The organism is Pseudomonas germanica, from assembly GCF_019614655.1.
GTDB classification, from domain to species: Bacteria; Pseudomonadota; Gammaproteobacteria; order Pseudomonadales; family Pseudomonadaceae; genus Aquipseudomonas; species Aquipseudomonas neuropathica.
Map to the genome: position 1 here is coordinate 2687578 of NZ_CP071586.1, position 23384 is coordinate 2710961.

General features: G+C 60.9%; 17 protein-coding genes. 6 read left to right on the plus strand and 11 right to left on the minus strand.

Features of this window, described 5'->3' with window-relative positions:
• Positions 1–227: 227 nt before the first annotated feature.
• The 4 genes from J0G10_RS12010 to J0G10_RS12025 all read right to left on the minus strand — a co-directional run bounded on the left by J0G10_RS12010 (position 228) and on the right by J0G10_RS12025 (position 5854).
• Positions 228–1679, minus strand: a complete 1452-nt coding sequence (locus J0G10_RS12010; RefSeq protein ID WP_220558535.1) for a curlin — start codon at positions 1677–1679, stop codon at positions 228–230.
• Between the two features lie 27 nt (positions 1680–1706).
• Positions 1707–2171 (minus strand): curlin, encoded by a 465-nt coding sequence (locus J0G10_RS12015; protein ID WP_110721043.1) that lies wholly within the window; start codon positions 2169–2171, stop codon positions 1707–1709.
• Between the two features lie 72 nt (positions 2172–2243).
• Positions 2244–4472: an Ig-like domain-containing protein gene (locus tag J0G10_RS12020; RefSeq protein ID WP_220558536.1), complete on the minus strand. Its 2229-nt coding sequence runs from the start codon at positions 4470–4472 to the stop codon at positions 2244–2246.
• A gap of 35 nt (positions 4473–4507) precedes the next feature.
• The gene (locus tag J0G10_RS12025; protein WP_095124765.1) at positions 4508–5854 is read right to left on the minus strand and encodes a hypothetical protein; all 1347 of its coding nucleotides are present in this window, start codon (positions 5852–5854) and stop codon (positions 4508–4510) included.
• A gap of 549 nt (positions 5855–6403) precedes the next feature.
• On the opposite strand from J0G10_RS12025, the gene J0G10_RS12030 reads away from it, so the two are divergent.
• The 5 genes from J0G10_RS12030 (at position 6404) to J0G10_RS12050 (ending at position 14922) form a co-directional block, all read left to right on the plus strand.
• Complete coding sequence (locus J0G10_RS12030) at positions 6404–7852, plus strand: sensor histidine kinase (RefSeq protein ID WP_220558537.1); 1449 nt, start codon at positions 6404–6406, stop codon at positions 7850–7852.
• 166 nt (positions 7853–8018) lie between these two features.
• Entirely contained in the window at positions 8019–10826 is a 2808-nt protein-coding gene (locus tag J0G10_RS12035; protein WP_220558538.1) for a multicopper oxidase domain-containing protein, read from the plus strand.
• Positions 10823–11926: an SCO family protein gene (locus tag J0G10_RS12040; RefSeq protein ID WP_220558539.1), complete on the plus strand. Its 1104-nt coding sequence runs from the start codon at positions 10823–10825 to the stop codon at positions 11924–11926. Before J0G10_RS12035 ends, J0G10_RS12040 begins: the two co-directional genes overlap by 4 nt.
• Positions 11927–12020: 94 nt before the next feature.
• Positions 12021–13511: a sensor histidine kinase gene (locus J0G10_RS12045; RefSeq protein ID WP_220558540.1), complete on the plus strand. Its 1491-nt coding sequence runs from the start codon at positions 12021–12023 to the stop codon at positions 13509–13511.
• Positions 13480–14922 carry a sigma-54-dependent transcriptional regulator gene (locus J0G10_RS12050; RefSeq protein ID WP_220558541.1) on the plus strand — a complete coding sequence of 481 codons (1443 nt, stop codon included), beginning with the start codon at positions 13480–13482 and terminating at the stop codon, positions 14920–14922. The genes J0G10_RS12045 and J0G10_RS12050 overlap by 32 nt, the downstream gene beginning before the upstream one ends.
• Positions 14923–15067: 145 nt before the next feature.
• Here J0G10_RS12050 and J0G10_RS12055 read toward each other — a convergent pair whose 3' ends face one another.
• A complete protein-coding gene (locus J0G10_RS12055; RefSeq protein ID WP_220558542.1) occupies positions 15068–15415 on the minus strand; it encodes a hypothetical protein in 348 nt (115 codons plus the stop codon).
• A gap of 175 nt (positions 15416–15590) precedes the next feature.
• On the opposite strand from J0G10_RS12055, the gene J0G10_RS12060 reads away from it, so the two are divergent.
• Positions 15591–16388, plus strand: a complete 798-nt coding sequence (locus tag J0G10_RS12060; RefSeq protein WP_095124758.1) for a class I SAM-dependent methyltransferase — start codon at positions 15591–15593, stop codon at positions 16386–16388.
• A gap of 125 nt (positions 16389–16513) precedes the next feature.
• Here J0G10_RS12060 and J0G10_RS12065 read toward each other — a convergent pair whose 3' ends face one another.
• The 6 genes from J0G10_RS12065 to J0G10_RS12090 all read right to left on the minus strand — a co-directional run bounded on the left by J0G10_RS12065 (position 16514) and on the right by J0G10_RS12090 (position 23377).
• Positions 16514–17206, minus strand: a complete 693-nt coding sequence (locus J0G10_RS12065; protein WP_220558543.1) for a GNAT family N-acetyltransferase — start codon at positions 17204–17206, stop codon at positions 16514–16516.
• Positions 17203–18393, minus strand: a complete 1191-nt coding sequence (locus J0G10_RS12070) for a GNAT family N-acetyltransferase (protein WP_220558544.1) — start codon at positions 18391–18393, stop codon at positions 17203–17205. Before J0G10_RS12070 ends, J0G10_RS12065 begins: the two co-directional genes overlap by 4 nt.
• Before the next feature lie 4 nt (positions 18394–18397).
• Positions 18398–19087: a GNAT family N-acetyltransferase gene (locus J0G10_RS12075; protein WP_095124755.1), complete on the minus strand. Its 690-nt coding sequence runs from the start codon at positions 19085–19087 to the stop codon at positions 18398–18400.
• Between the two features lie 68 nt (positions 19088–19155).
• On the minus strand, positions 19156–21075 hold the full coding sequence (locus tag J0G10_RS12080) for a hypothetical protein (RefSeq protein WP_220558545.1): 1920 nt from the start codon (positions 21073–21075) through the stop codon (positions 19156–19158).
• Positions 21072–22379, minus strand: coding sequence for a lipopolysaccharide biosynthesis protein (locus J0G10_RS12085; RefSeq protein WP_095047549.1), 1308 nt, complete (start codon positions 22377–22379; stop codon positions 21072–21074). Before J0G10_RS12085 ends, J0G10_RS12080 begins: the two co-directional genes overlap by 4 nt.
• Positions 22376–23377: a polysaccharide deacetylase family protein gene (locus tag J0G10_RS12090; protein WP_095047548.1), complete on the minus strand. Its 1002-nt coding sequence runs from the start codon at positions 23375–23377 to the stop codon at positions 22376–22378. Before J0G10_RS12090 ends, J0G10_RS12085 begins: the two co-directional genes overlap by 4 nt.
• Between the last annotated feature and the right edge of the window lie 7 nt (positions 23378–23384).

Consider the following 23384-nt stretch of genomic DNA (forward strand, 5'->3'; position numbering starts at 1 on the left):
TGTCGTCGCTGTCTGGATGAATTGCATGTAGGCCAAGCTCCATGAGGATCAAGTTGTCCCGGCAAATCCTAGAGCCTGCACTTCCGACGGCCAACCGCCAGAACTTGTCAGAAAACTCCCCGAATTTCTAAAAACGTTCCGTTTTCCGTAGGACGCAACTCAAACGTCAGCGCAAAAAAAACCGCGACCCCCTTCACCAGAGAATCGCGGCTCATCAACACCCAACCCTACTGCTGCAACACCGTCGCCTGGTTAGCCGACCCAAACTGCTGAATATTCGCGGTCTGCGTCACCCCACTCTGATCGACATTGGCAATGTTCCCCGTGCCGCCCTGGGTCACATACGCCACGTTCATCGTGTCCGCCTGTTTCACGGTGATCATGTTGTCGCTGCCATACAACTGCGCGGTATACGCCTGGTTGCCAGTCCCGGATTGATCGAACTCAGCACTGTTGCCGGTGCCATTCGAAGAACCCTGCACCAGGTTGCCCGTGCCGCGTTGATCCGAAATCAGAATGTTGTCGCTACCATTCTGATCAAAATACAGCTCGTTATACGACTCGGCCTGACTGACCGTGGTCTTGTTGCCAGTCCCGGTCTGATGCGTGGTCATGACCTGCCCGACGCCATCCTGAGTGAAACTGGCGATGTTGCCATTGCCCGCCTGAGTAACGGTCGCGCGTTGGCCGCTGCCGAACTGGCCGCCGGATTGTGGGCCTTTCCAGTTGCTGGCGTAGACCTTGTTGTCATTGCCCACCGAGGTAGCGTTGAGCACGTGGCTGTCGCCGTTCTGGTAGGTGAAGTGCACGTTGCCATTACCGACCTGATACAGCGCCAGTGTCGAGTTGACCGATTCGAACTGGTCGGCGTAGATCGCGTTGCTGTTGCCGACCTGGGTGACGGCGGCGGTGTTGTTTTCGCCGAAGCTTTGGTCGACCACGGTTTCGTTGCTGTCACCGTATTGGTTGACGGTCGCCTGACTGGCCAGTTGCGCGTCCTGCCAGATTTCGGTGCCGTTGAGGTTGCCGAACTGGTTGATGCTGATGTTGCCGCCAGTGCCATTGCGCTGGTCGCCGTAGGCGTAGTTGCCTTCGCCGGCCTGGTTGATGCCGATCTGGCCGCCGTTGTGCAGCACTTGTTCGGCGGTGCCGTAGTTGGCTGTGCCGTATTGGGTAATCACTGAACTGTTGCCGCTGCCTTCATAAAGTTGCTCGATGTTGGCTTCGTTGCTGTCGCCGAACTGGAAGGTTTTGCCTTCGCTGCCGTTTTGCGAGTCCTGATAGATAAACGAGAAGTTGCCGGTGCCTTGCTGCTGTTGCAGCGCGCTGTTCGGTGAGCCGAAGCCCAGCGACTGGCTGGCGTGGGCGGTGTTGAAGGCGCCGACTTGTTGCTGGGTGATCGTGGCGTTGTCTTCGTAAAGCTGTTCGGCGTAAGCGGCGTTGTAGTCGCCGACCGCGTCCTGGGTGATCACGCTGGTGGCGTGGTCTTGCACGGCGGCGGCGTCGTTGCCCTGGCCCAATTGGGTCTGGGTGGCGGTGCTGAACGGGGCTTGGGTCTGTTTCACGTCGGCGATGTTGGCGGTACCGACCTGGCTTTGGTTGGACAGGCTGTCGTCGGCCATCGCCTGGGCACTGATTATGACCAGGATGGCGGCGGTGAGGGGCGTCAGTTTGAACATGATGAACTCTCCGATGATTGGCAGTGCTTAGCGATATTGCTTGACCGAAACGCTCATGCCGTTGCCCGACTGGGTCACGGCGCTTTGCAGCCCCGCGCCGGCCTGCTCGATGCTGGCGTCGTTGTTGTTGCCGTTTTGCGAAATCTGCGCGCGGTTGTGGCTGCCGTTTTGCGTGATTGAGGCGGCATTGCCGGAACCGTTCTGGTTGATCAGCGCCATCAGGTCGCTGCCCTGTTGCAGGATGTACGCCTCCTGATTACTGCCCGATTGCACGATCTGCCCGAGCAGCGACTGACCGTTCTGTTGCAGCAGGGCGACGTTGGCCTGGCCGAGCTGGTCGATCAGGGCTTGCTGACCCACCGGTGGGGGCAGTTCGCCGAGGTCGCTGCTGGTCGGGGCCAGGTCGTCGTTTTCCATCAGGTCGTCGGCACGCACGCCTGCACTGCTGCACAGCAGGAGCAGGCAAAGCAGGGCGGCGGTCGGCGTGTTCATGGCTCACATCCTGTCAGGCGTTAACCGATTTGAAGTCGGCCCCAGCCACCCGAAAGTGGCTGGGGTGTTGGCTTACAGCGTGGTCACCGAGACCGTGCGCACGGTGCCCTGGGACGAGCGGATCGTCGCGGTCGGGTTGGCCGATGGCACCACCGTCGTGTTGTTCAGCGTCAGCCGCCAGCGACCGGTGACCGGTACGGTGGTGGTGCCGAGGGTGACCAGGCCGGAAGGGGTGGTGACCTGCACGGTGATGGTGTTGCCGGTGGTCACTGACGAGGTGCCGGTGAAGTCCCAGTTGAAGCGCCCGCCGGAGCGTGCCTGCACCGTAGACGCGGTAACGGCGAACGTTTCTGCCGCTGGCCGTGGCGACACTTGCACCGTGACTGTGGCCGGCGTCGACAGGGCACCGAAGGCGTCCCGGGCGATGTAGGTGAAGGTCGTGGTGAACGCCGTGGTCACGGTGGCCGGTGGGGTGTAGGTGATCACCGTGCCGTTGCTGCTAACCGTGCCGCGTCCGGCGGCCGGTTGGGTCAGGCTGTTGACGGCCAGCGGCACGTTGCCTTCCGGATCGGTGTCGTTGGCCAGCACGTTGATCGGGATCGCTACGCCCAGAGTGGCGACGCTGTCGGCGACGGCAGTCGGTGCCTGGTTTGGCGCGACGGTAATTGTCACGGTTGCCGGGTTGGCCGACGCCAGGCCTTTGGCGTCCTGCGCTTTGTAGGTGAAGGTGGTGGTCAGTGGCGCGTTGACCACCGCTGGCGGGGTGTAGACCACTGAAGTGGTGCCGTTGAGCGCGACGGTGCCTTGGCCGGCGGCCGGTTGAGTCAACGCGGTGATGCCCAGCGGATTGTCACCATCAGGATCGCTGTCGTTGGTCAACAGACTGAGGGTGATCGGCACGCCGAAGCTGGTGCTGCCGCTGTCGGCGTTGGTGATTGGCGCCTGGTTTTCACCTGTGTCTGGCGCGCTGCCGACCACGACGACCGCTTCGGTGTCACCACCGCCAGCGGCAGATTTCACCGTCACGGTAGCGGGTGGCTGAGTCAGGTCGGCGACGGTGATGCGCTGCAGGGTGCCGGTTTTCGACAGACGTCCGTAGCCCTGGGCAACCATGTCGGGGATCGCCACTTCATCGCTTGAGGTGGCCTCGATCAGCAAGCTATGGTTGGCCCAGTTGTAGCGCGCGGTCTGCACTTTCACCACGTCGGTGAGCTTGGCCGACACGGCCGTCGGACGCGTGGTGCCGGCGGGGTTGGTGGCGGTCACGACGACTACCGGAGGTACCGCGCCAGTGCCCAAGCGGTGGCCGAAGAACAGACCATTGTTGTCACCCAACAGACTGGTCTGGCACGGCGTTGGCGGTGGGCCGGGCAGCAGCGCCACGGTTTCACGGAAGCACAGGGTCGAGCTGTTACTGGCCTTGGCAAACACTTCGGCACGCACGCCAGCGGCTGTGCGGCGATAAGTGGCGCGATCGATTTCCACTTGGGTCTGCTGACGGTTGTCGAGCACTTTGCCGGACAGGCTGAACACGTTCGACTGGATCGTCCCGGCCGGCCCGGTGATGCGCAGGAAGTTGGTGTTGAACGGACTGCCGGTCACCGCTTCGTTGAGGTTCGGGTCACCGACGAAAGTTTCCGTGGCGCCGGTGTCCGGGTTCACTTCGGTGTACGGGCCGTTGACGCTGCGCAGGAACGGTCCGATGGCGCCATTGACGGCACCGGTGAAATTGCCCGGTGCGCCGATGCCGATGTCGCGGGTGATGTTGATCGCGCGGCGTCCGGGCGCGGTGACATTGACCGTCTCGACGCCATACGGGTGCGTGATGGTATAGGTGCCGGCAACGGGTACGTTCACCCGGATGCGAATCCGCGCAAAGCTTTGCTGATCTCCATCGGCCGGATTTTCCGAGGCGAATGCCGCTTCGATCCCGGCGACATAAGCGTCCACGCCATAACCGGCAGCGTTGTCGGCAATCGTGGTTTCGGCCAGGAACCAGAAGGCTTCCGGCGGCCAGTTGTCCGGGAAGATCATCGGCTGGGCGTCGTCGTAGATACCCGGCTCGGCCAGCAGAATGCACATGTAGGCCGGCGGCGTGGTCGCGGCAACGCGCGAACTGGCAGCACGCGACTGGCACAGTTCCATCGACAGCAGATTGTTGTCCTGATACCACATCGGGAATTTCCCGGTGGCGAAGGTGTAGGGGCCGGGGTCGACGGCGGCGAGTTGCGCATAGGCACTGCCGGTCAGCGAGAGAGCGAGCCCGAGCGCGTTGAGCGCAAAGCGTGGCCACTTGTTCATGATGCCTCCTGATGCGGATCTGGGCATGTGAGCGTTCATTGCACGATGACCACTTCTTCGGTATCGCTGCCGCCGTTGGACGACGTCACCCGAACCTTGGCCGGTGGTATCGGCGAGATCCCGGTGGCCAGGGTTTTCACTGCGCCGTCGCCGCCCAGCGCACCGATGGCGGCGCCGCTGCCGGAGGTGGCGGTGAGTACCGGCGGCGAGGTTTCGTCACTGGTCGAGGCGACCACGGTCAGTTGTCCGGAGCTGAGGCTGTATTGCGCGCTCTGGATCACCACCAGATCGGTGAGGGTCATGGGCAGGGTGGTCGGCGTGCTGCTGGCGATGGCCAGGTGGTTGTCGGCGGTCACTTGCAAAGTGGTTGGCAAGGTCGGGTTGACCGAGGACTGCGCGTACCAGCTGCCGGTGCTGTTGGCTTCGGTCATGTTCAGCACCGGGGTGCTGCTGGTCACGGCGACAGTGCCCGGCGCTGGCGGCGCGAGAACGAACACGTCTTGTTGGGCGACCGGCGCGCTGGTTCCCGCTTTGCGCGAGTAGGTGCTGCGCTGGGTAATCATTGGCGTAGGCCGGACCACCGTCGACAACTTGCCGGAGACGGCGAACACGTTCGTCCGCAGATCGAGGCCGTTAGGGCCTTCGATGCGTACGTAGTTAGTGTTGAACGGGCTGCCGGTGACTGCCTCGTTGAGGTTCGGGTCGCCGACGAATTGTTCGGCGGCACCGGTCAGCGGATTGGTCTCGGTGTAGGGACCGTTGACGCTGCGCAGGAACGGTCCGATGTCACCCTTGAGCGCGCCGTCATAGGTTTTCGGCGTGCCGATACCAATGTCGCGAGTCATGTTGATTGCGCGCCGCCCGGGGGTGTCGATGTTGAACACATCGACGCCATACGGGTGGGTGATGACATAGGTGCCGGCGGTGGGCACGTCGACGCGAATGCGGATCCGGGCGAAGCTGACTTGATCGCCCTCGACCGGCTCTTCAGCGGCGAATGCGGCTTCGATGGCGCTGACGTAGCCCAGATCAATCCCCCGTGCGGCGTCGACGAGGGCAGTTTCGCCGGTGAACCAGAACGCTTCATCGGGAAAGTTTGTCGGGAAGACAATCGGTTGCGCGTCATCGAACACGCCGGGGGTCGGCAGCAGCGAGCACATGTACGACGGCGCGCCGGGGGCGCTGGGTACTCGGGAGCTGAGCGCTTTGGACAGGCACAGATCCAGGGTGCGACCGTGGGAGTCCTGATACCAACTGGCGAAACCGCCGTTGGCCGGTGTGTACGGACCCGGATCAACAGCAAACAAAGCAGCCTGGGCGATGCCCTGGGCCAATGCGCTCACGACCAGGACAGTCGCGGTTTTGGACAGTAAAGGGTGCATGAGTTAATCCCTCTATCAAAGTACCTGCCCCTTGGGGATGGGTCAGTTGCACAGGGCCTGTACACCTTCCATGCCAAGGTGCGGTGAATGGGCGGCAGAGGGCCGGATTAGAGGGGTTTGCAGGTGTGAGGTTGGGGTTTTTGGCCAGCGGGGAAAGGGCGTCATTCCCCAGAATCGGGGACGGTGGGGATGACATTGAACGTCTGTCAGATGAAGAACCTGTGGGAGCGAGCCTGCTCGCGAATGCGGATGTCCTGTGACGAAAATGTCGACTGACCCACCGCCTTCGCGAGCAAGCTCGCTCCCACAAGTTTCTTCGGTGAACACAAAACCGGTGAGCGAACCAGGCCACTGTGGGAGCGAGCCTGCTCGCGAAAGCGGACTTCCTGTGACGAAAATGTCGACTGACCTGCCGCCTTCGCGAGCAGGCTCGCTCCCACAGGGATTTGTGGAGGTTTGGGCGGCCTTATCGGGGCGATATCCCCGCAACCGGGCAAACCCCCACCCGTGGGCTATAACCCTATAGGGACGTATAGAGAAGTCGCCGCCATGAACATGCAGTCGAAATCGCTTCCGGTCGAGGAGGGCAATCTGCGCTTGGGCTCGCGCAAGCAGTCGTTCAACCTGCTGCGCTGGTTTTCGCTGATCAGCATGGCGGTGATTGGTACCGTGGCCATCGCGCTTGGCGCGGTGTCGACGCGTTTTGTCATTGATGAAAGCGTGCAGCGCGATGCGTTGCTCACCGCCCAGTTCATACAGGCCATCGCCTCGGCCGAGGTACGTCACGTTTCCATTCCCAATATCCGCACGATGGGTGAATTGCTCGACCCGCGTCAGGACACGAACTTTCCCGACGTCAGTCCGCAAGCCCGGGCCGATGCTCGGGGCGAGTTTCTCGATCACATCGAACACCTGCCAGACGTGATTCTCGCCAACATTTACGCGCCGGACCGCCAGGTGATCTGGTCAACCAATCCCGCGCTCATTGGCACCAACATTCATGCCGACGAAGACCTCGATCGCGCCTTCAACGAAAAGATTCCGGTGTCGGCCAGCTACCACGACGTCGACAAAGCCCGGGAAGAGCAGAAGTTCATCACGCCGCCGGACTACATCTTCATCGAGAACTATATTCCGCTGTTTGACGCCGAGGGCAAGAACGTCACAGCAATGGTCGAAATCTACAAGGAGCCCAAGGATCTGATCGCACGCATGGAGCGCGGATTGGTTCTGATCTGGCTGGCCACCGCACTGGGTGGCGGGCTGATTTATCTGGGCCTGTACTGGATCGTGCGGCGCGCGGCGATTCTGCTCGCGGCCCAGCAAAAACAACTGATCGCCAACGAAACCTTTGTCGCGCTGGGTGAGATGTCCTCGGCGGTGGCGCACAGTTTGCGCAATCCGTTGGCGACGATTCGTTCCAGCGCCGAACTGGCGCTGGAGTTCGATGCCGGCCCGGCCGAGAAGAACATCAACGACATCATCGGCCAGGTCGATCGCATGTCGAAATGGGTGCGCGAGCTGCTGCAATCGCTGCGACCGCTCAACGATGACCCGGAACCGGTGAACCTGGTGGCGGCGTTGCACGAAAGCCTCGTCGCGTTTGAACAGCAGATCGTCAGAGCCGGCGTGCAGGTGGTGTTTCATCCGCAACACACGCCGATGGTGCTGAGCCAACCGGTGCAACTGACACAGATCCTCAACAGCCTGCTGGCCAATGCGCTGGAGGCGATGGACAAGGGCGGCACGCTGACCGTCAGCCTGGAACCGAGCGAAGACCGTGGCGTGTGCGTGGTGCTCAGCGACACCGGTAAAGGCATGAACGAAGAGCAACGGACCATGGCGTTCCGGCCGTTTTTCACCACCAAGTCTGGCGGTCTCGGGGTCGGTCTGGTGCTGGTCAAGCGCATCATGGAGCGCTTCGGTGGCGGCGTGACTCTCGACAGCCGCGAAGGCGAGGGCACCACCGTTCGTCTGGCGTTTCAGCTAGTGCCGTAAATCGGCAAAATTTATCTGAACTTCCCCCATCAGTGGGTGTCAAGCCCCGGTCACCGGGGAGTGGGGAAACTCACAGCATCCTCAACTCCCTGTAACAACTGGAAATAATTTCTTGGCGCACTAGTTGCAAAACACCATCACCCCTTCCTTGATGAGGCGGCTGGTGATGGACAGAACAACGCGTGACCCAAGCAACACCTTTTTGCTGACGCCCTTGAGCGTCTTTCTGATGTTGACCCTCGGCAGCATGGCCGGCGTCCGCGCCAGCCCCATCGATGACGAGCGACAGCCAGAAGTCTCCGATCCCTCGGCGTACTACGACGAACCGGCCGACCGCGCCGGCGCGCTCAATAACATCCTGACCCTGCCCGAGGCCAACGAAGATTCCTTCGACTTGCCCGACGGCGTCAAAGGCAGCCGCGACTCGACCCGCACGGAAAACATTCTGCCGCCGACGGTGCAGACCAGTTTCAACTACCCCACCAACGGCAAGCCGAGCCCGCTCTATGGCGCGCAACCGTTCACCCAGCAGTTGACCTTGTTCGAAGAGTTCGGCCCGGAAAAACTCGACCCAACCACCCCGGCCGCGCCGCTGCCGTTTCCACCAGCGGCGATCGGCCCGGCACCGGCTCAGGACCCGAACAACGTCGCCCGCAGCGCGCCACCCGGCACTGCGCTTGATGCGTTCCTGCGCCAACCGGGGCTAACGCCGTTCCCCAGCCAGTTCGCCAACGTGGTCGACCGCAACCCGTGGCAGGCGCAGATCGAGGTGTACCTCAACCGGCACATCGGCTCGTCCGCCGAAGGTCGGCCACCCGGAAAAGGCTGGGCGCATCAGCGCTGGAACGAGTTCTACCCGCAAGTCGCCTACAAAACCGCGCAGACCGGTGCACGTCTCAATGGTGGCCTGCGTGACAGCGTGCAAATGCACCATTACGCCGTCGGTGAATTCGGCCCCGGCGGCCTGTATCACAACGTCGCCGGCGTACCGCTGACCGATGGCACCGCCAAAGGTGTCGACCCGCGTTTCCACCCGGCCATGCCGGCGCAAAACCACAACTCGGTGTGGACCTTCGACGGCACCTTGCCGCCAAAACTGTTGATGGTGCGCTACGGCCAACCGGTGATGATGCGTCACTACAACGGCTTGCCGATCGACCCGTCGGCCAACCGAGGCTTCGGTCTGCATACGATCAGTACCCACGAGCACAACGGTCACGCGCCGGCGGAAAGCGATGGCTATGCCAACGCGTTCTTCTTCCCGGGGCAGTTCTATGACTATCGCTGGCCGATCCAGCTCGCCGGTTACGACAGCATCAACACCAAGGCTGAAGACCCACGTGCGGCGTTCCCTTGCGCACCGGGTGAAACCTTGTGGGTCAACGACCTGGCCCCCGCGAAGAAAACCTGCGACCACGGCACGATCAAAATCCGTGGGGACTGGCGCGAGACCATGAGCACTCACTGGTTCCACGATCACATGCTCGATTTCACCGCGCAGAACGTCTACAAGGGCAACGCGGCGATGATGAACTACTACAGCGCCCTAGATCGCGGCAACGAGTCAGTGAATGACGGCGTCAACCTGCGGCTGCCCAGCGGCAGCGCCTTGCCATGGGGCAACCGTGACTACGACGTCAACCTGGTGTTTGCCGACAAGGCGTGGGATCAGGAAGGGCAGTTGTGGTTCAACCCGTTCAACACCGATGGCTTCCTCGGTGACCAGTTACTGGTCAACTGGCAGTGGAAACCGACCCTCGACGTGCGCGCACGCAGCTATCGCTTCCGCATTCTCAACGGCTCGGTGTCGCGCTACTTCAAACTGGCGCTGGTGCGGGAAATCAAAGGCACCAGCGGCGAGTTCCAAGGGCCGAAAAACTCCGGTGTGTCGTACAGCCGTGTGCCGTTCCACATGATCGCCAACGACGGCAACATCATGGAGCACAGCGTACCGTTCGACGGCAGCATGGATCTCGACGCCGATGGCGATAAACAAAACCACAACGCGATCCTGCCGACCCAAGGCATCGCCGAGCGCTTCGACATCATCGTCAACTTCTCGAAAAACGGCATCAAACCGGGGGACAAGCTGTTTTTCGTCAACCTGCAGGCCCACGACGACGGCAAGGGACCCAAAGATGTCATTCCATTGGGCGACATCCTGTCGGAGAAATACCTGGCGGTGATCAAGCAGACCAGCAAGGGCCCGCAATGGGACAAGGGCGATCCGGCGGTGGGCAAGGTCTTGCAGCTCAACGTCAAGGCTTACACCGGCCAGGATCTGGCGATGAACCCGGCAGCCTACGAACCGGCGAAACCGGGCAAGGCTGAAGGGCTGGTGATGATCCCGCTGAAGATCCACCGCGACAACGCGGCCGATAAAGCCGTGCTGGCCAAGGCCCGCCACCGCACTTTCACCTTCGGCCGCTCCGACGGCACCGATGAGGCGCCGTGGACGGTCAAGACTGACGGCGGGTTCGGCTTCCACATGGACCCGCGTCGGCTGAACGCCTCTACCCAGTTGTCCAGCGGCCCGACCGACGCCGGTGTTACTGGCTTCGGCACCCTGGAAGTGTGGAACATCAAGGCTGGCGGCAAGGGCTGGAGCCATCCGGTGCATGTGCACTTCGAGGAGGGGATCATCCTCAGTCGCGGCGGCAAGGCCCCGCCAGAGTGGGAAAAATGGGCGCGCAAGGACGTCTATCGCATCGGTTCGGAAAACGATGGGCTGGACAGCGTCGAGATGGCGATCAACTTCCGCGAGTTTGCCGGGACCTACATGGAGCACTGTCACAACACCCAGCATGAGGACAACTCGATGCTGCTGCGTTGGGATCTGGAGAAGCCCGGGCAACTGCAACTGATGCCAACCCCTCTGCCGAGCTGGGACGGTGTGCGCTACGTCAACTCCGCCGCGCTGCCTACCTTCCGCAACGGTGACGGTGTTGGCCCACAAGTGGTGGTCAAGCCATGAACCGTCGCCACGGTGACAGCCAACCGCTGCATACCCCGCGCTCCCGGGCGCTGGGCATGCATCTGGTGCTGCTGCTGGTGGCCTGCGTGCTCGGCAGCCGTGTGCTGCTGGCACACCAGGCTAGCGTCGGCGAACCGCCAGCGGCCAGTGAATCCGCCACCCCGTGGGGTGGCGACTATTTCCCCAACACCCTGCTGACCGATCAGGACGGTCGGCAGATGCATTTCTTCGATGACCTGATCAAAGACAAAGTGGTGGTGATCAACTTCATCTTCACCTCGTGCAGCGACTCTTGCCCACTGGAAACTGCACGCCTGCGTCAGGTGCAGAAACTGCTCGGTGATCGGGTCGGCCAGGACATTTTCTTTTACTCGATCAGCATCGACCCGCTCAGCGACACGCCCGAAGTGCTCAAGGCTTATTCGCAACGCTTCAAGGTCGGCCCCGGCTGGAGGTTTCTCACCGGCGAATTCGAAGACGTCACCGACCTGCGCAAGAAGCTCGGGCTGTTCATCGAAGGCGTCGACAACGGTCGCAGCAAGGATCACAACCTCAGCCTGATCGTCGGTAACCAGAGCACCGGGCGTTGGATGAAGGCCTCGCCGTTCGAAAACCCGTGGATCCTCGCCGATCAACTGGCCAACACCCTGCAGAACTGGAAACAGCCGAGCATCGAAGAAAGCTACGCCAATGCCCCGGACATTCGCCCGCCCAGCAATGGCGAAGAACTGTTCCGCACCCGCTGCGCCTCGTGCCACAGCCTCGGCCCTATGGATGGGCAGGGCATCGGCATGCGCAGCATCGGCCCGGACTTGATTGGCGTAACCCGCCGCCGCGATCCCGAGTGGTTGAATCGCTGGATCCGCGAACCGGATCGCTTGCTCGCGGAAAAAGATCCGATCGCGTTGCAACTGTATGAACAATTCGAGCGAATTCCGATGCCCAACCTGCGCCTCGACGAGCCGTCCGCGCAGTCGATCATCGACTTTCTCAGCGATGAAACAGAGCGTCAGCAACCGTCCACTGCGGCCATGACCGACGGTGCTTTGACGCCAGTAAAACCGGGCGATTCAGCCGCGACGGTGAGTCAGATGCGGTAGCGGCGAAATAGCATCATTGAACCGTGTGTCGCGGTCAGAGCCACCTACACTGATGGCTGTAAGCAGCGCGATATAAAACTCCAGGGCCACTCCCATGCAGCGACTGGAAGCACAAAAAACCTCTGCACCGAACGCATCGGTCGCATGCAAGGGCTGGCGCGAGCAGTTCAATTTGCTGCGCTGGTTCTCGCTCGCGAGTTTTTTCATCATCGCCGCCGTGGCGTTGGGGCTGGGTTATATCTCCACACGCTTCGTGGTCACCGAAAGTGTCGAGCGCGATGCGCTGCTGACCGCGCAATTCGTTGAGGCCATTGGCGCGGCGGAAATGCGCCACGCCAAAATCAATCCGAACCGGACGATGGGCGAAATGCTCGACCCGCGCCAGGACGGCAACTTCCCAGATGTCGACCCTGTGTTACAGGCTTCTGCGCGTATCGAATTTCTTGACCATGTCGAACACCTGCCGGACATTCTCCTGGCCACGGTGTACGCCTTGGATCGCACGGTGATCTGGTCGACCAACGCTGAGCTTATCGGTGTGCACATCAAGGATGACGATGAACTCGACGAATCATTCGAGATGAAAGTGCCGGTGTCCTCCAGCTACCACAAGATCGACGATGAGAAACCCGAGCAACAAATGCTGCGCGAACCGAAATACCTGTTCATCGAGAACTACATCCCGATGTTCAATGCTGACAAAAGCAAAGTCGTCGCCATGGTTGAGGTCTACAAGGAGCCGGCGGATCTGGTCGACCGCATCGATCGTGGATTCGCCTCGATCTGGGCGGCGACTTGCTTCGGCGGTGCGGCGATTTTTCTAGCCTTGTTCTGGATCGTCCGCCGCGCGGCGAAATTGCTGCAGAGCCAGCAGCAACAGTTGATCAGCAACGAAACCTTTGTCGCCCTCGGCGAGATGTCATCGGCGGTCGCGCACAGCCTGCGCAATCCACTGGCGACCATTCGTTCCAGCGCTGAACTGGCCCAGGAAATTGCCAGCCCCGGCGCGCAACGCAATATTGGCGACATCATCAGTCAGGTTGATCGGATGTCACGCTGGGTGCGCGAACTGCTGGTGTCGCTGCGACCGATGAATGACGACGGCGAGGCGGTGGACCTGGTGATGGCGGTCGAAGACACCGTTGGCGCCTTCGAAGCATTGATCAAACGCTGCAACGTCGAAGTGCGCTTCACTGCGCAGAATTGCGCGCCGGTCGTCAGTCAAAAGGTGCTGCTGACGCAAATACTCAATAGCCTGTTTGCCAACGCCCTGGAAGCCATGCCCAAGGGCGGTGTGCTCAGCGTCGAGTTCGAATCGCCGCAGCCGGACAGCGTGCGCATGACCCTGAGCGACACCGGTAAGGGCATGAGCGCGCAGCAGCAACTGTTGGTGTTCAAACCGTTTTTTACCACCAAGCAGGGCGGCCTCGGGGTTGGCCTGGCGTTGGTCAAAAGAATCATGGAGCGTTTTCAGGGCTCGGTCGTTTTGACCAGCAAAGAGCAGGAGGGAACCCGCGTCAGTCTCAACTTCAAAGTGGCATCGGGAGGGGAATATGGAACACAGCATTCTGCTGGTCGAGGATGACGAACTGCTGGCCGAGAATATTCAGACCTACCTGGAGCGCAAGGACTTCGAGGTGACGGTCTGCCATTCGGCCGAAGACGCGCTGGGGCAACTGGAAACCTTCATGCCCGACATCGTACTGACCGACAACTCGCTGCCGGGCATGAGCGGCCACGACCTGATCCAGAAGCTGCGCATCAGCGCGCCGGATCTGAAAGTGATCATGATGACCGGCTACGGCAACGTCGAAGATGCCGTGGTGGCAATGAAGGAGGGCGCCTTTCATTACGTAACCAAACCGGTCGCGCTGACGGAGCTCAAACTGCTGCTCGACAAGGCCCTGGCCACCGAACGGATGGAGCGCACGCTGTCGTTCTATCAGGAGCGCGAGGCGCAGAAGTCTGGGGTGCAGGCGCTGATTGGCGACTCGGCGCCGATGCAGTATTTGAAGAACACCATCGGCCAGTTGCTCGATGCCGAGCGGCGCATGGCTAACACCGATCTGCCCCCGGTTTTGGTGGAGGGTGAGACCGGTACCGGCAAGGAATTGGTGGCGCGGGCGCTGCACTTCGACGGCCCGCGCAGCAAAGGTCCGTTTATTGAATTCAACTGTGCGTCGATCCCGTCGAATCTGGTCGAGTCGGAGTTGTTCGGCCATGAGAAGGGTGCGTTCACCGACGCCAAGGATCGCCGGGTCGGGTTAGTGGAAGCGGCGGATGGCGGCACGCTGTTTCTCGATGAGATTGGCGAGATGGACCTGCTGTTGCAGGCGAAGATTTTGAAGTTGCTGGAGGATCGCACCATTCGCCGCGTCGGCTCGGTGAAGGAGCGTAAGGTCAATCTGCGGGTGATCAGCGCGACCAACTGCAACCTGGAGCAGATGGTGCAGCAGGGGAAATTCCGTCGCGATCTGTTTTTCCGCTTGCGGATCATTTCGATCAAGGTGCCGCGCCTGTATGCGCGGGGTGAAGATATCTTGCTGCTGGCGCGGCACTTCCTCGCCAGTCACGGCAAACGCTATGGCAAGCCGAATCTGCATTTCAGCCAGCAGGCCGAAGAATTGCTGCTCAGTTACACCTGGCCGGGCAATGTGCGCGAGTTGCGCAACATGCTTGAGCAAACGGTGTTGCTGGCGCCGAGCGACACGATTGCCGCGCATCAATTGAACGTGTGCATGAGCCTGTGTGACGAGCTGCCGCCGCAGCATCAGCATCAACACCACGAACCTGTGTCGCCCTACGAACCGCGTCCGGCGAGCAATATGGAGTCGATGAACCTGCCGGAAGTCGAACGCGACATGGTGCGCAAGATGCTCGACAAGACCGACTGGAACGTCACCAAATCCGCGCGCCTGCTGGGCCTGAGCCGCGACATGCTGCGTTACCGCATCGAAAAACTCGGCCTCGCCCGGCCGGATAAACGGCAGTGGTAGCCCCACCGCAAATCCCCTGTAGGAGTGAGCCTGCTCGCGATAGCGGTGTGTCAGTCGACCTTTTTATTACTGACACACCGCTATCGCGAGCAGGCTCACTCCTACACGGGATCGGTGGTGCCGCAGATGTTGTGAGCAACCCGGATCAATGCTGCTGCCGACTCAAACACTCCAGCACACAACCCGGATCCAGCACCTCGTCATTCACATAAATCCCGCGCTCGGCATCGTACGTGCGGATAAACACCCGCACCGTCGCATCCGCCACCGTCGGCAGTTGTGAATCGTAGAACACGTGGTCATCCGGAATGACCACGAAATCCTGCGGCGCCGTATCGTCGTAAGGCTTGGGCGGTGTGGAACTCAGTGAATACGGAGCAGGGTGAGCGAAGGGCTGGTTGGGCCCGTAATAATTGAAATTGCTGTCCAGCGCTTGCGCCTGTGTGGCGGCGAGCAGACAGCCGGTCAATAGCAGCCGATCGAGCATTTGCATGGCGGCACCTGCGAGTGCGGTTTTCCCCAAGGCTATTAACTATAGCTGCCCACGCCCCCAACGCTCGATCCACATCGGATCCCAAGGAATTGGCTTACAAGTTTGCAACAACCGCAATTGCCGGGCTGATCTAGACTCGGATCCGCTCAATCACGAGCATCGTCCGGAGTGCGCCATGGAAGTGCCCAACAATAAAACCGCCATCGAAAGCAATCGACAGGCGTGGAACGATTCCGCCCGCCATCATCAGGATTCGCCTGATTGGCAGGCCTTGCTCGGCGAGGTTGCGCAGGCGGATTTCTCTTGTCTTGATGAGACCTTGAGCGGGTTGCTGGAAGTCGACGGTAAAGATGTCATTCAACTGGGCTGCAACAACGGCCGTGAGAGTCTCTCCCTGTTTGCGCTCGGTGCCAGAAGCGTGGTCGGTGTCGATCAGTCGGCGGCGTTTCTCGATCAGGCGCGTGAGCTGAACAAGCGTTCACCGCACAACGCCGAGTTCATCGAAAGCGATATCCATCATTTGCCAGCGTCATTGCTGAATCGCTTCGACGTCGCGCTGATCACCATCGGCGTTCTCAACTGGATGCCGGACATTGGCGAGTTCTTCCGCCACGTCGCCTCGACCCTGAAACCGGGTGGCAAACTGGTGATCTACGAAACCCATCCGTTTCTGGAGATGGTCGATCCCGACGCAGAGGATCCGTATCGCCTCGCCAGTTCGTACTTCCGCGCCGAGCCGTTTGTGCAGGAAGAACCGATTGTCTATGTCGGCAAAGTCGAGCAGCAGTCGGCAAAGTCGTATTGGTTTGTGCATACGCTGGGGGCGATTTTCAGCGGTGCCATCGGAGCAGGGCTGAATATTGCGCACTTCAAGGAATACCCGCATTCGAATCGGGAAGAGGTGTATGACCAGTATCTGAATCGAGAGGCGCAGATGCCGATGTGCTTTACCCTCGTCGCCACCAAGGCCTGATTGATCGGTGCGGCTGCCGGCCTCATCGCGAGCAGGCTCGCTCCTACATTTGAAATGCATACCCCTGTAGGAGTGAGCCTGCTAGCGAAGGCGGCCTCGCCACCGCTACAGATCCTAAGATTGAATCAAGCCTGCGCCGCCGCCGTCACTACCGGTCTTTCCGGCTTGCGCAGCGCCTCCAGTCTTGAATCGCTGTAGTTTGATTCGCGGAAGAAACGCCAGTGCCCGAACAGGTCGTAAACATGCGTGATATGCCCTTGCTCCTGATAGCCCAGGCGAATATGCATCTTCAGGGCCTGTACATTGGCGTTGTCGCAGATATCCACGACTTTTTTAAAGCCTCGGGCAGCCATGACTTGCCATAGTGCGGTTTGTGCATCGACGGTCAAGCTACTGCCGAAATAGTGCCGGGTAATTTCGGCACCGAACTGAAAGTATTCACCGGGCTTGACCGGGAACGTGCAGCGGTAGAAGTGGCGGTCGTAATAGTCGCGAGTGCTGGCCCAGACAAACCCGACGGTGTGACCGTCCTGGTCCAAGTGCATATGCCCCGTATGCCCTTCAGCGGCCAATTCGGCCATGGTCTCCACGCGGTCACCAAAGTACTTGCCGAACGCCTTGGCGTTGTCCTCGGTGATGTCGACTCTGCGCAAGCCTTCACAGGGGCGCAGTTTGTTCGGGGCAATCGGCGTGACCAGGTCGCGCTCCATCCACAGCAGTTCACGGTGAGCGAACACGTAACGTTTCCACAGCGCGCCAAGGGTGCGGCGCAGGCCTTTTTGTTTGATGCGCAGAAGCAGATTTTCGATGACGCTCATGATGCCCTCCGAGGCGATAGCCCAGGTGTGTTGGATGGTGTTGCCGGTTGAATTTCGGATGTGTTCGCCGCCGTCGAGTTGCCGGCACGCGGTGCGCGCCATTTTTGCAGGGCCGGTTTGACGTGGTGCCAAAGGCGTAACCCCAGGCCCAGCAGCAGACCGCTCGGGCGCCATGAGTAGAAACTCCAGCGCCAGTGTTCCAGTTGCCCGGTCATGCGTTCGTGCAGTTGATGGCTGGAGTTTTCCAGGCTGACCCGCGACGCATCGATCCAGCGCCAGTGCTCATCCAGCCCCCAACGAATCCATTCCTCCAGCAATACCCGGCCGCTACCGAGGTCGGCGTACTGCGGCAAAAACGCCAGGTTGTAATCGTAGAGGCGGCCCTGTTCGAGCAGGCCGAGGCGATAGCTGATGCAGCGGCCGTCCAGCTCCAGCGTCACGACCCGCACCAGCCCTTGAGCGGCGAGGGCGGTGAAAGCGCTTTGCATCCACTGACGACTGCGTTCGGTGGCGAAAATCCCGACACCCTCGTCACCTTTCCAACTGACCGACTCGACTTCCTGCAGCGCTTCCAAAATCGTAGGCATCGACAGCGCATCGGGGGTGATTCGCCGCACTTGTGCCCCGCATGCGGCAATCCGTTTGCGCGCCCGACGCAACTTGTAGCGCGGGTCGCCGGAGATCTCCTGATGATCGGCGTCGCTGATCAGATGCACCGGCACCCGGCAACTCAGGCGTCGTTCAGCCGTGGAACTGCGCGCCATCCATTCGGTGAGCGCACTTTCTTCACCGGCAGGTTCCGACAGTTCGTTGAGTTGCAGCAGCGCATGGGGCAAATGCTTACGGATCAGCACCAGCGCCTTGTGCATGTCTTCGCGGCCGAGCAACGACAGCAGGGCCAGGCGATCGGCCATTGGATAACCCAAGTGATGCAGAACGCGAAACGGTACGCCAGCGAAGCGTTCGCGGCTGGCCACCAGTGGCAGGCACAGCAGCAATTGCTCGGCTTCCCAGCCGAGCAGAATATGCAGGTGCTGATCCTCGCCCAAGGCCTGCTCTGTTGCGCACAACCAGCCAAGGTTGTTGAACGGCGTGTGGTCGGCCACGCGCAGGCGCAGTGCTTCGTAGGCCGTCGCCGGGAAGTCGGCAGCGCACAGGGACGTGCGCCATTCGAATCGCATCACCATGGGTTCAGGCCGCCGTTGCTGTGACAGGTGGACGGGAAGTTTTACCCAGCGCCGCCAGACGCGAGCCGCTGTAGCGGGTTTCGCGATAGAAGCGCCAGCGGCCGAACAGCGTGTAGATATTCATGATCCGCTGTTGTTCGGTATAGCCCATGCGCAGGTGCAGCTTGAGCGCCGGGACATTGCTCGAGTCACAGACATCGACCACTTTGCGGCAGCCTTGGGCGGCCATGGCTTTCCACAGACGCAGTTGCAGATCTACCGACAATTCGGTGCCCCAGTAGGCACGGGTCAGTTCGCCGCCGAACTCGAAAAACTCGCCGGGTTTAACCGGGAACCGGCAACGGTAGTAATGCCGATCGAAATAGTCGCGCGGCGTGCCCCAGATAAACGCCACGGCATCGCCTTTGTCGTCGACATGCATATGCCCGGTGTGACCGTCACTGGCCAGTTCGGCCATGACGCCGACGCGGTTGCCGAAGTGGCGGGCAAAGGCGCTGACGTTGTTTGCGGTGATCTTCAGCATGCGCAGTGGCGGGTAGGGTTTGAGGCTGTGCGGCGGCACGGGGCTGACCAGATCGCGCTCCATCCACAGCAGTTCCTGATGGGCAAAAATGTACATTCTGCGGATCTTCGCCAAGGTCGCTCGCAGGCCTTTACGACGGATATGTCCGCTGAGTCTTCGCAAAACATCCATGGTCTCTTCTCCTGTTGAGGATCCCACGCACAGCAAGAGGCTCGCGGGACAGAACATCGAAGGGCAGTTCATGAAGCGCTCCAGTTCAGGGTAAACAGGGTTTGACCCGGCAATTCAAAACGCACGCGCCCGTTTTCACAGACAAACGGTGCGTCGTGGCTGCGATTGTCAGCGCCGAAGAAACGCAGGGCGCTTTGGTTCAGCGGGCACCGGGCGCCGCTCAGATCAACCTGTTGCAGGCGCGTGCCTTTGTTCACCCCGAGCAGTGCGCGCTGCTTGTCGCCGGCCATCCCCAGAACATCCACCTCAAAAGCGTCGTTATCCAGTTGCAGGACTTGCGGCAGCCAATGCCGGGCGATGAATTGCTGGGCAAGGCCCACCGGTTTCAACTCGAAGCGACCATCGTCATGGATGCGCACCATGCCTTTGCCGTAGGGTGGTTCGTCGGCGGCCTGAAACCAGTTGAGCATGCTCAGCAGGCCGTCCTGAGAGGCGTTGATGACCACCGACGCCCACCACAGCGCGGTGTAATGGGTTTCCTGATCGTAGGGGCTCAGGGCTGAGCCACTGGACAGATTGGTCTGATCCAGCAGCAACGCTTTGCGTGGCTGACCTTTAGCGTCCAGCCCCACCACCTCTGCTGCGCGACGCACGCTGTCGCGGTAGACCCGGGTCGCCAGCAAGTCGCGAACCATCCATTCATGCCAGGCCAATGCATCGACTTGATCGGCGGATTCACTGAGTAGACGCCGCGCCCAATCGATGCCGCGCTTGTCCGCTGCGTTGCGGGTGAACGGCCCGTTGATAAAACGTGAGCTGGCGGGCATGGCGATGCGCACGCCGGCCTTGGCATTCGCCGGATCGCTGCGCACCTGGCGGGCCATGCTGACAAAAATCGCTCGATAATCTTCGTAGCTCGAATAGTTCAGGTTCGGTTCGTCGGCGAAGCCGATGTAATGTGTACCTTGACCACCCAGCGCACGAGTGCCGGCGAGCCAGGCCTCAAGGCCGTTGTTGCTCTGCACGTCGGCACGCAGATCGGCCCGACGCCCGGTGCCAGCGAGCAGGGTGATGTCCTGGCGGATGCCGAAGCGAGTCTGATAGAGCTGACGAACCGGGTCTTCGAAACGGGCATTTTTCGCAGTAACGTCAACATAGCTGTAATAACTCGCTGCACTCGTTTTCAAGGCATCCAGTGCGGCATAACTGGCTGCGGGCGGCATGAGATTGGGCAGGGCAATGCCTAGATCCGGGGTGCGACCGAGGACCTTATCGTGCAGGGTCAGGCGTACCTGGCCCGGCTCTTCACGCAAGGGTTGAAGCTGCTGCGGATTTTGCGCAAACAGATTGGCCGTGCCATCGAGCCAGAATGCCGCTTTGCCGCTGCCCTGCAGGCGCAAGCGCCAGACCTGGGGTTGGTCGCTGACCGGCAAGGCCACTTGATCGAATTGCCAATAGGCGCGGTAAGGTTTGAGGGCCAACGACAGTTGTTGGCCATCGTCCATACGCTGGGCTTGCAGCGCGTTGACCCCGCCATGATATTTGCCGTTCAGCACCGCGTGTTCCCCCGGTGCTACTTTGAAAAACAGCTCATCGCCATTGCCGGTCTCGACACTGAAATGCACCTTGGCCGGACTGAACAGCGCCACTGTTTTATCGTCATGCTCGACGCGATAACTGCGGAAGCTGTAGCCGGGAATTTCCAGGCGATAACTGGCAGCCCCGGGCAGCAACGGCCAGCTCTGCGAACCGCGAGTTTCGCTGGCTTTGATCAGTCGTTCGCCCTGCAGCTTGCCCTGACCGTCGAGCAGATAAATATGCTCTTCATTGGCCTCGGCCTGCCACGCCGGAACCCAGCGCACGGTGACGGAGTCCGGTCGATCGGTTTGCAGGTACAAACTGCCGTCTCGCAGGTCACCCCACTGCATCGGCGCCGCGAAACCGTTCAGCGTCAGGCCGAGTCCGAACAGCAGGGCCAGGCGTTTCATGCGGTCTTCCGACGTTGCAGCATCAACCACATCGGGGTGATGTCGCTGGGCAGGATGATCAAGGTTTGCCAGAACGGCACGTTGCTCAAGCGGCAATAAAGCACCAGCATCGCCACCGTCACCGCCAGATAGGCGATTGATGAAGCCGCCGCTGCACCGACAATGCCGAAGGCAGGAATCAACAGCAGATTAAGCGCAAGGTTGAGCAGCGCGCCGATGCCCATCAGCAACGACACCGTGCCGGGGCGATCCTTGCCAATCAGATCCAGGCGCAGAATGCTCGCATAGCACAGGCCCAGCAGGCCGGGCAGCAACGCGAGCAGCGCCGGATACGCCGGTTGATACGCCGCGCCGAACAGCGTGACGATCAACCATTCGCCGATCACTGCCATGGTCAGGCAGGCGCCGAGCATCACCGTGGCGGTCAGGCGCAGCGCCAGCGGCGTGACCTTGTCCATGCCTTTGTCCTGTTGCAGCAGTCGCTTCATCAGCGGTGTGGTGACCGCTTCCGGAACGATCAGCAGCAATTCGGCGGCGGCGCTGGCCATGGCGTAGTGGCCGAGCGCGGTGCTGCCCAGCAGGGCGCCGATAAACAAGTAATCGGAGCGCAGAATGATCTGTTGAAACAGCAGGTCCGGATGGCTGCGCGCACTGAATCGCAGCAGCTCGTTCTGGCTCGCACGGTCCCATTGCAGTTGCAGCGGTTGTGCGCGTTTGAGCCACATCCAGCCGACCAGCACCACCAGGCTGATGCCGGCCAGCCAACTGATCAGCGCGGCTTCGAGTGCTGCCTCCTTCCACATCCAGAACAGCGCAACAAACAACAGCAGCGGTGCCAGGGATTCGATCAGCCGCAGAACATTGAATGCAACCACGCCGCCCGATGCGTTGTGCAAGGTCAGCAAACCGCTTTTAAGTACGGTCAACGGCACCGCCAGCAGCAACAGCCACGCCAGCAGACCGAGCTGCATCGTCACATCGAGTTCGCTGCCGAACTCACGGGCCAGCGCGACCACCAGCAAGGTCAGCAGCCCGGCCAGAAGACAGCCGAACACCAACACCTGAGTGAGCAACAAGCCCATCGGCCGCTGATTGGCCGCTTGATAACCGACTGCCGAATTCAAGCCGCCGCTGGTCGCCGCGCTGATCAGATCCGGCAGGGTGCTGAGCAGGGCGAACAAACCGCGTTCACTCGGGCCGAGAATCCGCGCCAGCAACACATTGCGCAGCAGGCGCAAGGCAATCATTGCCAGTTTGGTGCCCATGCTCAGCGCCAGATGCTTGAGGTAGCTACTGCGACTCATGGCCGTGCCCCGCGATAAATGCGCCACGACAACAACGCCGGATTGCACGCGATGCGCTGACTGACGCCGAAGCGCGGCAGGTTCAGCGGGTCGCCTTCGCCGCGATAAATGCCGGTGCCGGTGCCGAGGGCGAACGGATAGTCGTGATTGGCGATCTGCTCGCGCACGCGTTCATCGTTGTCGCCGTTGGGGTAGCAATACACCGGCAGTGGGCGGTTGCAGCCGTTGTACAAGGCATCACGGCTGCGCCTGATTTCTTCGTTCAGGCGCTGATCATCAAGGCCGGTGAGGATGGCGTGGCTGGCACCGTGCGGGCCAAAGCGCACCAGACCGGAAGCCTCCAGCGCGCGCACTTGATGCCAGTCCAGCGCTTGCGGCTGTGATTCGGCTGGGCACTCATCGGTGAGTTTTTCCAGTTCCTGCGGGTCAAGCGTCTTCAACCCTTGGAGGAAATGCAGCAGCGCCAGGCTGCGGCGGTCGATATCGATGTCATCGAGCATTACCGGCAATGGGTGATGCATGAACTGCAGGCACTCGATCAAGTGCATCCGCGCTTTTTCACCGTGGCTGCCCCACAGGGTTTCGCCAAGGCTTTCCCACCAGAAACGCTGACGGCTGCCGATGAAATCGGTGGAGAGGAAAATGCTCGCCGGTACCTGATGTTTCTGCAGCAGCGGGAAGGCGTTGACGGCGTTGTCGCGCCAGCCGTCATCAAAGGTCAGCGCCACCCGTGGGCGCTCGCTGCGCAGCGAATTGGGCTGGAGGATTTCCATCAGCGGCACGCAATCGAAATGCCGACGCAGCCACAGCAGTAAATACTCGAAGGCCTTGGGCCCGACGCACAGTTCATTGCGGTGCGGCAGGTTGGCGGCCCGGTCGTTGGCCAGTACCCGGTGCAGCATCAGAATGACCCCGGCACCGTGCAACTGGTTGCGGCCCACTGACGAGTTGAGATAAAGCCAGCCGCTGGTGCGTTTTAGCAGTTGTTTGATCGCCATGGCATGA